The 12,329-nt window shown below is 43.8% G+C and carries 13 protein-coding genes and 2 pseudogenes; 12 read left to right on the forward strand and 3 right to left on the reverse strand.

The features are described 5' to 3' along the window. Nucleotides 1-50 precede the first annotated feature (50 nt). From KIT90_RS05100 to KIT90_RS05110, 4 genes and pseudogenes are all read left to right on the forward strand, one after another. Nucleotides 51-1,763, forward strand: a complete 1,713-nt coding sequence (locus KIT90_RS05100) for a S8 family serine peptidase (RefSeq protein ID WP_285375676.1) — start codon at nucleotides 51-53, stop codon at nucleotides 1,761-1,763. Between the two features lie 494 nt (nucleotides 1,764-2,257). After that, a pseudogene (locus tag KIT90_RS27890) lies at nucleotides 2,258-2,962 on the forward strand (PAS domain-containing protein); the annotation flags it as partial. Between the two features lie 156 nt (nucleotides 2,963-3,118). Then, nucleotides 3,119-3,490: pseudogene (locus tag KIT90_RS27895) on the forward strand (methyl-accepting chemotaxis protein); the annotation flags it as partial. A gap of 519 nt (nucleotides 3,491-4,009) precedes the next feature. Next, nucleotides 4,010-4,198, forward strand: coding sequence for a hypothetical protein (locus KIT90_RS05110; RefSeq protein ID WP_020197357.1), 189 nt, complete (start codon nucleotides 4,010-4,012; stop codon nucleotides 4,196-4,198). 20 nt (nucleotides 4,199-4,218) lie between these two features. Here the strand turns inward: KIT90_RS05110 and KIT90_RS05115 are convergent, their stop codons facing one another. Next, the gene (locus KIT90_RS05115; protein WP_122067636.1) at nucleotides 4,219-5,502 is read right to left on the reverse strand and encodes a mechanosensitive ion channel family protein; all 1,284 of its coding nucleotides are present in this window, start codon (nucleotides 5,500-5,502) and stop codon (nucleotides 4,219-4,221) included. A gap of 295 nt (nucleotides 5,503-5,797) precedes the next feature. Between KIT90_RS05115 and KIT90_RS05120 the strand changes: the two genes are divergently transcribed. The 3 genes from KIT90_RS05120 (at nucleotide 5,798) to KIT90_RS05130 (ending at nucleotide 7,733) form a co-directional block, all read left to right on the forward strand. Further along, nucleotides 5,798-6,361 carry an HdeD family acid-resistance protein gene (locus KIT90_RS05120; protein WP_009706029.1) on the forward strand — a complete coding sequence of 188 codons (564 nt, stop codon included), beginning with the start codon at nucleotides 5,798-5,800 and terminating at the stop codon, nucleotides 6,359-6,361. A 163-nt stretch (nucleotides 6,362-6,524) separates the two neighbouring features. Then, entirely contained in the window at nucleotides 6,525-7,169 is a 645-nt protein-coding gene (locus KIT90_RS05125) for an alanyl-tRNA editing protein (RefSeq protein ID WP_285375683.1), read from the forward strand. A 144-nt stretch (nucleotides 7,170-7,313) separates the two neighbouring features. Continuing rightward, entirely contained in the window at nucleotides 7,314-7,733 is a 420-nt protein-coding gene (locus tag KIT90_RS05130; protein WP_045481250.1) for a cupin domain-containing protein, read from the forward strand. Nucleotides 7,734-7,795: 62 nt separating this feature from the next. On the opposite strand, the gene KIT90_RS05135 is transcribed toward KIT90_RS05130, so the two are convergent. Then, a complete protein-coding gene (locus KIT90_RS05135) occupies nucleotides 7,796-8,698 on the reverse strand; it encodes a DMT family transporter (protein ID WP_285375686.1) in 903 nt (300 codons plus the stop codon). Nucleotides 8,699-8,818: 120 nt separating this feature from the next. Between KIT90_RS05135 and KIT90_RS05140 the strand changes: the two genes are divergently transcribed. Beyond that, nucleotides 8,819-9,301 (forward strand): MarR family winged helix-turn-helix transcriptional regulator, encoded by a 483-nt coding sequence (locus tag KIT90_RS05140; protein ID WP_020197361.1) that lies wholly within the window; start codon nucleotides 8,819-8,821, stop codon nucleotides 9,299-9,301. Nucleotides 9,302-9,383: 82 nt separating this feature from the next. Here KIT90_RS05140 and KIT90_RS05145 read toward each other — a convergent pair whose 3' ends face one another. Continuing rightward, entirely contained in the window at nucleotides 9,384-9,854 is a 471-nt protein-coding gene (locus tag KIT90_RS05145; RefSeq protein ID WP_050557392.1) for a hypothetical protein, read from the reverse strand. A 366-nt stretch (nucleotides 9,855-10,220) separates the two neighbouring features. Between KIT90_RS05145 and KIT90_RS05150 the strand changes: the two genes are divergently transcribed. The 4 genes from KIT90_RS05150 (at nucleotide 10,221) to KIT90_RS05165 (ending at nucleotide 12,280) form a co-directional block, all read left to right on the forward strand. Continuing rightward, a complete protein-coding gene (locus tag KIT90_RS05150; protein ID WP_285375691.1) occupies nucleotides 10,221-10,658 on the forward strand; it encodes a DUF962 domain-containing protein in 438 nt (145 codons plus the stop codon). Between the two features lie 71 nt (nucleotides 10,659-10,729). Then, nucleotides 10,730-11,116, forward strand: coding sequence for an MAPEG family protein (locus KIT90_RS05155; RefSeq protein ID WP_270050759.1), 387 nt, complete (start codon nucleotides 10,730-10,732; stop codon nucleotides 11,114-11,116). Between the two features lie 146 nt (nucleotides 11,117-11,262). Beyond that, entirely contained in the window at nucleotides 11,263-11,811 is a 549-nt protein-coding gene (gene cyaB, locus KIT90_RS05160; protein WP_285375695.1) for a class IV adenylate cyclase, read from the forward strand. Nucleotides 11,812-11,950: 139 nt separating this feature from the next. Then, nucleotides 11,951-12,280, forward strand: a complete 330-nt coding sequence (locus KIT90_RS05165; protein WP_005442975.1) for a hypothetical protein — start codon at nucleotides 11,951-11,953, stop codon at nucleotides 12,278-12,280. Nucleotides 12,281-12,329: the final 49 nt, after the last annotated feature.

A 12,329-nucleotide genomic window follows, 5' to 3' on the forward strand; every position in this document is an offset into this window, starting at 1 on the left:
AATACTAGCCACAAATTACGTTTTTCATGGAATCTCATAAGGGTGAAAACATGGATAATTACAAGAGATTATTTCTTTGCGCCTTGCCGGTTGCGCTGCATTTACCAGCCAATGCATCTCAAAGTGAAACTTACATCGTCCTCCTAGATGATGCGAGTTCACCAAATAAAATGACGCGAAGTACACAGGTTAATTCTGTCAAAGAAAAAGCAAATCAAGTATTGCAACGTTTGGCGAACGTGACTGAATCGGTTCACATACGTTCGTTCCGAACTCATGCCCCCGTTTTGGCTGACAGTATCTACCAAAACCTCAATAGCTTCTCTGTAAAACTATCGACAGGTCAAGCCGATAAGCTAAAAGAGATGGCGGAGGTTAAAGGTGTTTACCCAGACGTTATCTTTAGCGCGGATGGTGTACATGGCCAGAATTCACAACGAGTCGCTTCTTGGGGATTGGATCGTTCTGACCAACGTGAGTTGCCTTTGGATGGAGAATACGAAGTAGGGCGATACACCGGAAAAGGCGTATCAATCTATGTTATCGACTCAGGTATCGATTTTTCTCATCCTGACTTTGGTGGCCGTGCTCAATCCGGTTGGGACTTTGTTGATAACGACAGCGATGCTTCTGATTGCCATGGCCACGGTACTCACGTTGCGGGCACAGCCGCTGGTCGTCAATACGGTATCGCACCGGAGGCGGACATCTATTCGGTGAGAGTCTTGAATTGTGAGAACAAAGGTTGGGGAAGCCAGATTCTTAAGTCTTTTGATTGGGTCATTGAACATGCTAAGCAACAAGGTCAGCCAGCTGTCATCAACTACAGTATTTCTCGAAGTTCTCGTTGGGCTCCACTCGACCAAGCGGTTGATAGGCTTATTACTGAATACAACCTGCCATTTGTACACGCGGCTGCGAACAATAACACCGATGCCTGTACCAAAACACCTCATTCTGAATACTCAATAACAGTTGGGGCGTCCACTAACGACGATTACCGTTGGTATAGCTCTAACTGGGGGGAATGTGTCACGCTGTTTGCTCCAGGAGCCAACATTATTTCCGCCCGCAACCATGGTGGTTATCAATCAATGTCCGGTACCTCAATGGCAACACCACATGTAGCCGGTCAAGTTGCACGATTGCTAGAAGTGAATCCTAAAGCATCGCCGAGTGAGCTAAAACGCTTGCTGATAGAAAATAGCACGGCAAATGCTCTGTACAACGTAGGCGACGGTTCGCCAAATCGTTTGTTGTACGTCAAGGGTGACGACAGTACAGACGTCAACCAACCTCCAATAGCTGTCGCAACAAGCAACCAATACGAGCTGACAGGTGCTGGGACGATAAGTTTAACCGGGGATGCTTCCAGCGATCCGGATGGCGACCAATTGATGTATCAATGGCAGCAACTCGCCCCTTCAAGCCCTCTTGCGATTCTAGCATCACCTTCCGCCTCGAAGACGAACGTAGGCTTTGATGAACATGGGGCCGACATTACTTACCGCTTCTTATTAACGGTCAGTGATGGCGTGACTTCTGATTCCACAGAAGTGAGAGTGTTGCAAAAAGCACAACCTACCACTCCCAACGATGTTCAATGGGAGTCTAGCAAAACTTACGCTTCTCCTTGCGAACGCGTGTCTTGGAAAGGGAGTGAATGGGAAAACCAGTGGTGGACAGTCGGTAACGAGCCGGGTGCTGGTGGCACATGGGGTGTGTGGCGAAAAGTTGGAGATTCGAACAATCGATGTGGATAAACGCGATTCTTCAATAGTGAATTAAGTAGCGGTTGCTCTAATAAAACTAAGGATGGTTGTTCATGACCATCCTTTTTGTTTTATAGGAGAATATTAAGCATTGTTTGGGCTTGTAGATAACAAATGCTTCTATTTTAAGGAGTCAGAGGTATCGACTTGTTTCTCTAACTTTTGGCACTCAATTAGCGTAATTTACGACTTGGCTGAAAGATAATTTGTAGCTTTAAGTAATAAATTTGGAAAATAAATCAAATAACCAACAAGGTAAGAAATAACTGATGGCTTTTTACGTCTCATCTGATTCTTAAAGCGGACTAGGTTAAATAAAGTAGCAAGAGTTAACGAACAAGGATGTGATTATATTCTGTTATAAAGGGGGGAACCTCTTTCGGTACTGATGACTGTTTCTTTAACTCACCATTGCAACTACATTGAGCGAGCTATCTCCTATGTTTTTTAAAAAGAAAGAAGAAATAAATACTGTCGATTTGAATATGGACTTTGTCAGGTCGTTGTATTCATCGACTGCTGTCATTGAATTTGATCTTCAAGGTCATGTTCTGGACGTAAGCGACTCTTTCTTATCATGCATGGGATATGAAAGAACAGAGGTGCTCGGTCAGCATCACTCAGTGTTTTGTTCTCAAGAATTAGTTTCATCCCAAACATACTCTAATTTTTGGGATGATTTAAGGGCAGGAAAAGAGAAAAGTGGCGTATTCTCTCGAAGGAGTAAAAGAGGAAACGAGGTGTTTATTGAGGCCACATACTTTCCTATCTTTTCTCAAGGTCGGGTTGATAGAGTTGCCAAAATAGCTTCAGATATTACAACAGCGCATGCAATTAGTATGAATAACCAAGACCTCTTAACTGCATTAGATAAGACCTTTGCAGTGATCTCCTTTAGTCCGACCGGGGAGGTATTGGATGCCAACAAGGCATTTCTAGATACTTTAGGTTATTCCAGAGAGCAGGTGATTTTCAAACACCACCAAATGTTTTGCTTTGATGAGTTTTACAAAGAAAACCCAGACTTTTGGAAAGACTTACAAAATGGAAGAGCGTTTAGCGGTCGTTTTTTGAGAAAGTCATCTATCGGAGAGAAGATTTGGATTCAAGCATCTTACAACCCAATTTTTAATGAGAAAAATGAGATGTATAAGGTTGTTAAGTTTGCTACGAATATCACCTCAGAAGTGATGAGAGAAAACGACTCAAAAGATGCGCTGTCAATTGCTTGTAGTACGTCTGTTGAGACGGAACAAGTTGCGACGGACGGTAAAAACTCTATCTATCAAGCTCAAAAGCAATCATCTGCGGTTGTTGAGCAAGTGGAGAGCTCAGTTGCCTTGATTGATAGGCTCAATGAGCTTTCCGCGAGTATAGAAAATATAGTTCAAGTCATTGGCAGTATTGCAGACCAAACTAATTTGCTTGCATTAAATGCAGCAATTGAGGCTGCGAGAGCAGGAGACCATGGGCGAGGCTTTGCTGTCGTCGCGGATGAAGTTCGTGTTCTTGCGTCGAAAACATCGAGCTCGACAAATGAAATAAGTAAAGTAGTTTCGGACAATCTTGCGCTTACTAGTCAGATATCAGCGTCAATGCATTCTATTCGTCAATCTTCTATTGAGACCGATGAGCAACTACTACTTGTCTCCTCAGTCATTGATGAAATACAACGGGGGGCAGAGAACGTGGCTAAAAATATGTCCAATCTGACGTAAATCATTGTAATGAGTGTAATAGTCAACAGCTTCAAATTAGCTCCGTAAATTTTGTCGATGATTGTTCACTAAAACAGAAAAGCTGAAGATCACAATGACGCTGTGTAGGTACTTGTCCTTGCTGCGTAAACATGTGGTTGAATTACTCATGCCAACGGCGTGAAAAACGAAGAGGAAGCTGTAAGTTCAAACATTCAATATGGATTAACAACTGACGCTTGCTTAGGTTTAAGGGGGCACTTAGAGGTAAGATGCCCCATTGTTTGCCTTCACAAGTGCATATATTACCGATAATTTATCATTTTTTATGGAATTTGATTCCATTTTAAATCAAGCCAAAAATTAGACGGAAAGCTTTATTTTCAACGTATTAATACCGCTTTGAACGAGAAATCTGCGATTCTCGTAGGCATTCTGTCAGAAAAGTTCTGTCGTATGCTATCCAGACCACTATCGGTATTTGCAAGAATTCTCGGTAAATCTATAAATGTTGGTCGGGGGATCATAGTGAAAGACAAAATGGAAACGTATTGGGTGCAGCTTGTAGACAAGGCAAGTACCGCATCTGATTTATCGGATTTGACGCGCTCAAGGTTGCGAGGCTGTATTGGTAAATACGGTTTGCGTTACAAGGTGCAAGATGGTGTGCTAGCGGAGCATCGCTACAATCGCAAAGGCCTCACTCCCAGTTTAGAGAGTGAAGCATAGGCTTCACCCTCATTGTTATTTTACTGAGTGTTTTTGCTGGTGGTATTTTCCAATGCAATTTGTTTAGCGTCGTTACTGGTTAGCATTTGGTAAGGACGTAAGCCAAATAAAGGCATAATAGAGTAGATGTGATCGAACAAGTCCGCCTGAACGCCTTCGTAATACGCCCAGTCGGTATTATTGGTAAAGGCATAAACTTGAAGCGGAATACCTTCCGGTGTGGGTTCTAATTGCCTAACCATGATAAGCATATATTGGTGAATATCTTTGTTCGCTTTTAGGTACGCATTAATATAAGCGCGGAACATGCCTAAGTTTGTCATCTGACGAAGGTTGCCAAACGCCGGTTCGTCGCTCATCTCTTCATTGTATTCGTTAATATCACGCGACTTTTCATAAATATATTGGCGTAAAATTCGAATGCTTTTCAGCTTTTCAATTTCTTCATCAGACAAGAAACGAATCGACGTGACGTCGACATTAACGGAGCGCTTAATACGACGACCACCAGAATCAGACATGCCTTGCCAGTTGATAAACGCGTTCTGAACTAGCGCATAGGCGGGCAGCATGCTTACGGTGTTATCGAAGTTTCGGACTTTCACCGTCGTCAGCGAGATTTCTTCTACCGTGCCATTTGCGCCATAGGCGTCCATCTGAATCCAATCGTTTAAGCTGATCATGCGGTTAGCAGAAAGCTGAATGCCAGCAACAAAGCCCAATATCGTGTCCTTAAACACCAGCATAACAAAACCCGTTGCGACACCTAAGCCAGACAAGAAAATGACTGGGGATTCGTTGGCGAGAATCGACATGGACACCACGACGCCGACAAAGAAGGTGAACAGTTTAATCAACTGAACAAAGCTCTTGATCGGCATTCTTTTGGTTATGCCTTTAAACGTCGCAATGTCATTCATAGCATCGAGTAGGGCGAAGATCATCCACACAAAGATGACCAAGATAGAAATGCTTAAAATTCTATCGAAGATGGTCGCCAACCAATCGTAATGACCGACAGCAAGTGGAATGAAGACATCGAGCACCATAATGGGAATGAGCAGCGACAGCTTCTCTAGTACGTCATACTTGGTCAAACTCTCAGCGAGTGGTTTGTTGGTTTTCATCAGAACGTTGTTAGCCGTTCTAACAATCAGGTGATGCACTATCAAATAGCTGAGAGCGGCCGCAGTAAGGCTCGCCAAAATAAAAACAGAGGTGAGTTCAATACCATAAGGGTCGCTGTTGATACCTACTGAGCTGAGCTTTTCAGAAATGAAGGTGCGAATATGATGATCGAGCAAAATGTCATCCTCAAAAAAGTAGCCTGAATGAAAGGAGTGGGAACGTCTAAAGAAAAGTCAGGCAACTGGCGTTAGAAAAGCCGCTAATCCTACTCTCCATCTCCTTGTTTTGCACTGGTTTAATCCAGCAATCTTGAAACTTATTATTCAAAAATAGCGTATAGGCGATGATGTGATACGGGTTTAACATCCATTTATGCAAACGGGACACGTATTTCTGTTAAGTCTGTGAACTCTCTATATTTTATTAGACTAGACTGAAAAGGCGGCTCGCGTTTAATTCAAGAGGCATTCAATGGAAAATTCTAATCAATCACAACAGCCTACATTCCTATCTAAAGGCTGGAAATACTTCGTTATCGTTGGCGTTATCATCGCACTAATGGGCATTGGTGCCATGAGTTTACCTGTACTGGCAGGCGTGACGATCTCAACCATCGTGGGTGCAGTACTCTTGTTCAGTGGTCTGGTTCAGGCTTACCACACGTTTTCCATCAATGTTTGGAAAGAGAAGCTTTGGTACGTATTAAGTGCAGTACTGTATATCGTGGGTGGTCTGTTTATCTTGTTCAAACCACTGGCGGGTCTTGTCACGATTACCATGTTGATGGTGATTGTGATGATCTTAAACGGTTTGACTCGAATCTTCTTTGGTTTGAGTAACCGTAGCCTACCAAGCAGTAACGTTATTGTATTCAGTGGCGTAATTTCAGTGCTGATCGGTGGTTACTTCTTCATGCTGCTTGATGATCCTGCATTCTCAACCACGCTATTGGGCACGTTTGTGGGCATCTCGCTACTGATTGAAGGCATCAGCTTCATCTTTATGGGCTTACAAATGAAAAAGATCTCCCAATAAAGACGCTATTTAGCGCTAAAACTTTGTGAAATAGAAAATGCCTGCCGATTCGGTGGGCATTTTTTATGGATGAAATCGGGCAGAGAATCACAAAGATACGCTATGCATTGATATAAAACTCAACTAAAGTAGGGCATCACCACGATAAATTGCAGGGAAGGCAATGACGCACAAAGTATTTTGGGATGACCCGTATCAAGTTGAGTTGGAATCTACCGTTTCTCGCGTAGACGGGCCTTGTATCGAGTTAGAAGAAACCATCTTTTACGCCGAGTCTGGTGGTCAAGAAAGCGATGCAGGCACCATTGGTGGCATCCAAGTGATAAAGGCAGAGAAGCAAGGTCTATCGATTGTTTATACACTGGAACATGAGCCAAACTTTCAAGCTGGCGCAGTCGTGACCACGCAGATTGATTGGGCGCGTCGTTATGCTTTGATGAAACTGCATTTCGCCGCGGAAGTGATTCTTGAAGTCGTGACTCACCGTTTTCCTGAGATGACCAAAGTCGGTGCACACATTTCTGCCGACAAAAGCCGGATTGATTTTGAGTGGCATGAGAGCGTTAAACCACTGCTGCCAGAGCTGCAACAACAAGCTCAAAGTGTGATCGATTCTCATGCTGGCATCATCAGTGACTTTTCTGATACCAGCGAACAGCGTCGCTACTGGAAAGTTGAGGGTTTTGCGCAAGTTCCGTGTGGCGGCACTCATTTAAAGAACACATCGGAAGTTGGGCGCATTCAACTGAAACGAAAGAACATCGGCAAAGGCAAAGAGCGCATCGAAATCAGCCTAGTAGAAGAGTGATGCTCGGCTCATCAACAGAGTCGGCTGTTGCATCATGATAATAGGCTTCGCTGTTTCGCTCACACTTCTTCTCTTCCACTCGTCATCATCTTCCATCCTCTCTTACTGTTTAAACAAAGGTTATCAATAAACAAGGAGAGGATTTTGAGACCTATTCAAACCGCAGTGATTGCACTTTCATTGGTGTTTAGCTCTGTATGGGCAGACACCCATTTGCCAGATTCAGTAGAGGCTGACGTAGTCCTAAAGACGACAACCAGCTGGGATGGCACTGCGCTGCCAGAATACCCAAAAGGCCAACCGGAAGTCACCATTTTGAAAATTACCGTCCCGAAGGGCGTGCAGCTTCCCATGCACCAACACCCTGTCATTAATGCAGGCATTGTGCTGAAAGGGGAAATCACAGTCACGAAAAAGGATGAAGAAAAGATCGTACTGAAAGCCGGAGATGCAATTGCAGAAGTCGTCGACCAATGGCACTTTGGCGCAAATACGGGTGATGAGCCGGTAGAGATTTTGGTGTTTTACGCTGGTGTGAAAGATAAGCCGATAACGGTGAAGTGAAGAATGCAGAACCAAAAAGCCCGAGCATAAACTCGGGCTTTTGTTTTCCACGTTGCAGAGCGTTATGACTCACAAGGCTTTGCGTGATTGATGCTGCGTTTTTGTTTAAACGACATCACCAGCTGCGGAACGAGTGACATCAGGATCATGCCAAGCATCAAGCTGTATTGAACGGGAGTGAAGCTTTCGCCCATCAATACTAAGCCAGAAACAATGCCAGCTACTGGGTTTGCGATACCACCGAAGGTAAAGTCCACCACAGACATGCGTTGCAATAGCCACACGTACATGCCGTAACCAAGTGCGGTGTTAAGGACGATGACCCACAATAAACCAGCGACGTTTCTAAATGATGCGTTTTGTAGGGCACTCACATACGGCTCTGGATTAAAGCTCGCAAAGATGGCTGCGGCGATAGAAAGAATGATACCGCCTAAGATGAGCTGCCATGTTAGCACCGTCCACCAGTGCATTCTTGCTCCAAGAGACTTAGTAACGCTACTGCCAATAACGATACACATGATTGCCGAGAGCATTGCGATTAAGCCAATGGGGTTAAGTGTGATCGAGCTAGGATCAAACAGGAACCACGCCAATGCAATCAGCGCTGCGCCACTTATCCCTTGAATCAAACTCGGTTGTCGCTTGTACACAACCCAGCCAAACAGCATCGCGAACACAGGGACAGAAATCATACCGACGCCAGAAATTGCAGAAGGCAAGGTCAACGCCATAACAAAGATGAGTCCGAAGAAGAGGGCGATATTGATTGTGCCGAGTACCAGTAAGATCTTCCAATCTTGTTTCTTTGGTAGTGATGGTTTGATAGCAAGCAACAAAAGGCCAGCCGGCAAAGCTCGCAGTGCGCCAAGCAGCACTGGCGGCCAGTCTGGTAGAGTAAATTGTGTCACGGCGTAAGTGGTGCCCCAAAAGAACGCCGGAATCATCGCGAGTAAAATGTTCATGTTAAATATCTTTACGTTGAGATAATTTATTGTAAAGGTACGCTCGTGATGGCTTTTTGTAAAGTATCTTTATGTTAAAATAAAATCGTAAATCTAAATGTCTTTGGAGATGAAAGGGTAATGGACGCAATTGACAGAGTGGTAAGCCAGTGGGCTAAGGAAAAGCCGGAGCTCGATACCGAACCGATGGCGATCATGGGGCGTTTGATGAGAATCGCAAAGCACATGGAGAACCACGTTGCCGAGCTGCACAAACGTTACGACCTCAAAATGGGCGAGTTTGATGTCTTAGCAACGCTGCGACGCAGTGGTCAGCCATATCGTTTAACGCCATCGGAGCTGATTTCATCCATGATGCTGACGTCCGGTGCCATGACAAATAGGCTTGATAAGCTAGAGAAGAAAGGTCTGATTGCACGTGAGCACAGTAAAGAAGATCGCCGCAGCGTCACTGTCGAACTCACAGAAAAAGGGTTTGAGCTGATTGATTCACTGATAGAGCAACACCTTCAAGCGCAACATGAGCTGATGGGCTCTTTAAATAGTGCAGAAAAAGGGCAGGTTAATCAGGCGTTAAAGCTTCTATTACCGCAGTATGAGTAAGCTGACGTTCGGATAATTTAGCCCCTGAGGAGGGGCTAAATAGTATTAGTGAAACAAGCAACTAAGGTCTTGAACAGCAGAACTATTTAACCTTAACTGCATCTGCCATCATTTTGTCTGTCGCATTTTCTAGAAGTACAACATTCAAGTTCTCAATATCTTGTCCATTCTTGGCTTCGATTGCCCACATTCCGCCTGTTGCAGGGTCAACAATCAACCAGCCGATCAGGCCACCCAAAAGAATATTGCCACCAATGTACCAACCACTTGCAGAAGAAGTTAATGGGATTATTTGATTCTCGTAGCCAGCAGAAGAAACTTCAAGGTTGTAATTCGCTCCGTCGAAGAAACCATCAGAGCGTTCTAGATTGTAGAAAAGAGAGCCTTTTGACTGTGCAATAATGGAGCCGTTTGAGGAGAGCAGTTTGATGTCAGCTGACGAAGGTGTCGCTTTAACTGTCATGTTTTGAGTTGTACCGTTGATGATAGAACCACAGCCTGTTAACAACAAAGCGCTTAAGGTAGCGCTCAATAACATTTTGTTTTTGTTCAAAATATAACCTTAATCTAGTGGCGTGAAAATTGAGTGCAGATTCTAGATCAATGGATTGGTAATTTCTAATGTGTTTTATATATATAAAATCAAATTATAAATGCGTCGCGCCTATATTGGGAAAAATGAAATTCGTCTTATCTGAAATCTATAGGAAACCATGGTGTTATTTCTTAGAGAAATTATATTGGGTTGTAGAGTCTTTATAAGCGATTGTTTATCCCAAAATATTGCATCTTAAAATCAGTAACATAGTTTGTGTTTGCTCACAAATACTTTGTTTATTATCAATATCTTCGGGCAAAAACTCGCACCTTTAACTCGCACCGACTATATAAATGTTATAGCGATGTTAAAGGTGAAGTTATGCGTGAACTCTCTGAATGGTTAGAAGCCTACGGTGAAAGCCATCAAAACCCAATCAATCAAAAGATTCATAAAGTGGCGGTGCCGGGTATCTTTTTATCCGTGGTTGGGTTGATTTGGTCTATTCCGCAAATTCCTTTGTTTGGATTCAATCTCAACTGGGTATGGGTTGTTGCTTTACCCGCTTGGATCTTCTACTTCCGGTTGTCTCTTAGCGTATTCATGATGATGATTGGTTACACCGTTGCGTGTATCGGCTTGATCTGGTCGATGGACATACTCGGTTGGCCAGTATTACAGATTTCGATGCTGCTGTTTGGTGTGCTTTGGATTTTCCAGTTCATCGGGCACAAAATCGAAGGGAAGAAACCATCGTTTTTTGAAGATGTTCAGTTCCTTTTAATCGGGCCAATTTGGGTGTTTCGTAAGCATGAATGAGACAAGTAAGCAGTCGAGCAAATTAGAAATTGCTAAACTTAACTTATGAATCATTATCACGAATCCCTGTTATGCCTACCGCACTGTTTGTCTTAGTCTTTGTCAGTTTTATTCCTTACGTGTTAGCCGGCCTTGGGGGCTATGCCAAAGTCCAGCAACTCGGCCATTTAGATAACCATCATCCGCGTTTACAAGAGAGAAAACTCAGTGGTCGAGCCGCAAGAACCATTGCGGCGCAGTCGAATGCTTGGGAAGCGTTGGCATTTTATAGCGCAACCATTCTTGCGGTCAGTTTGAGTGGTGTTCCATGGTCTGATCTCTCCATGCCTGCAATTGTGTTTGCTTTTACCCGAATGGCTCATCCCGTTATGTACATTGCGGATATTGCCATCGGCAGGACTTTGGTCGTCATAACTGGCATTGCAAGCTGTGTCTATATGCTTTCTCTCGCGTTTTAAGTTTTGTGCCACGTTTTGCACAAAGTTATCTTGTGTTTCAGACCAGCAGTGGAACTCATGCTAATCTTTCGCCAATATAAAAGCCCTTTCACCTTGTGAAGAGCAGAATAAAAAGTCCAAGCGAACAGTTGTAGAGAGGTAGTCGCGTGAGTGCACAAGATCATTTTCAAGGTCAGTTTGAAGTTGAATTGAAATACCGAGTGAAAGACAAGCGAGCGTTTTTAACCGCGCTAAGCAGCTTACAACACGAGGTGATGTTCGAAGACAACCAAGAATCAGATTGGTTTTACGATACGCCTGATCGCAAACTAACCAACGAAAACAAAAGCTTGGTGATTCGTGAGATTGAACCGTCTGGGATTAAGCTTTGGATTGTGAAAGGACCGGAAGAAGATCGTTGCGAAGCGACAGACATCACCAAGTCCCACGCAGCCAAAAGCATGTTGGAGAACATGGGGTATGAGGTGATTCTTCATACTAAGAAGGTTCGCAGCATCTACTTTGTCGGTGAATTCCATATCACGCTCGATCACCTTGAAGGCATTGGTTATTTCGCAGAATTCGCGATCATGACTGATGATGAAAGCGCATTAGGATGTTACAAGCAAAAACTAGAGGCTCTAGCAGGCATGTTTGGTTTGGATGAGTCCAACCGAGAATTGCGCTCATACAAACAAATGTGGACCGCTCAGTAAAATCCCCGTCATTTCTTATTGGTCTGACAAGCAACTCCCTCCAATCGCACTATGATTAAAGTAGTGCGAGCTTGCCGTCTCGCATCACCATTCCATTTCGCAGACTGATGGTGACAATGTCACTTAAACGGAGGGGGAAATGTACAACCGCGAGCACAAATATGTGTATTGGCGAGAAGAGCGCAAGAAAGGCAAATGGCACTACATAATGAAGTCTTTCTTGATGATTTGCTGTGCGTTGTTGGTTGGCAAGGTTATAGGCTTGTTTATCTTTGGTGAGCTGCAAACGGTAAGGGATATTACAGAGCAGTTTCCTGCCGATGTCTTCATCATGATGCTGGTGGGATTCCCCATTAGCGTTATTGGTTGGTATCACGAAGAGTCGAAGTTCTTCCGAGCCTTAAAGCGCCGAAATAAGAAATTTAAAGCGCGCTTGGAAAGTCGCAAAAAAACAAACAAGCCAGTTTAGAAAGATGCCGCAAGATTCGAACTTTGCGGCATTTTTGATCTCGCCAGTT

The sequence above is a fragment of the Vibrio sp. B172a genome (assembly GCF_030248355.1).
GTDB lineage: Bacteria > Pseudomonadota > Gammaproteobacteria > Enterobacterales > Vibrionaceae > Vibrio > Vibrio owensii.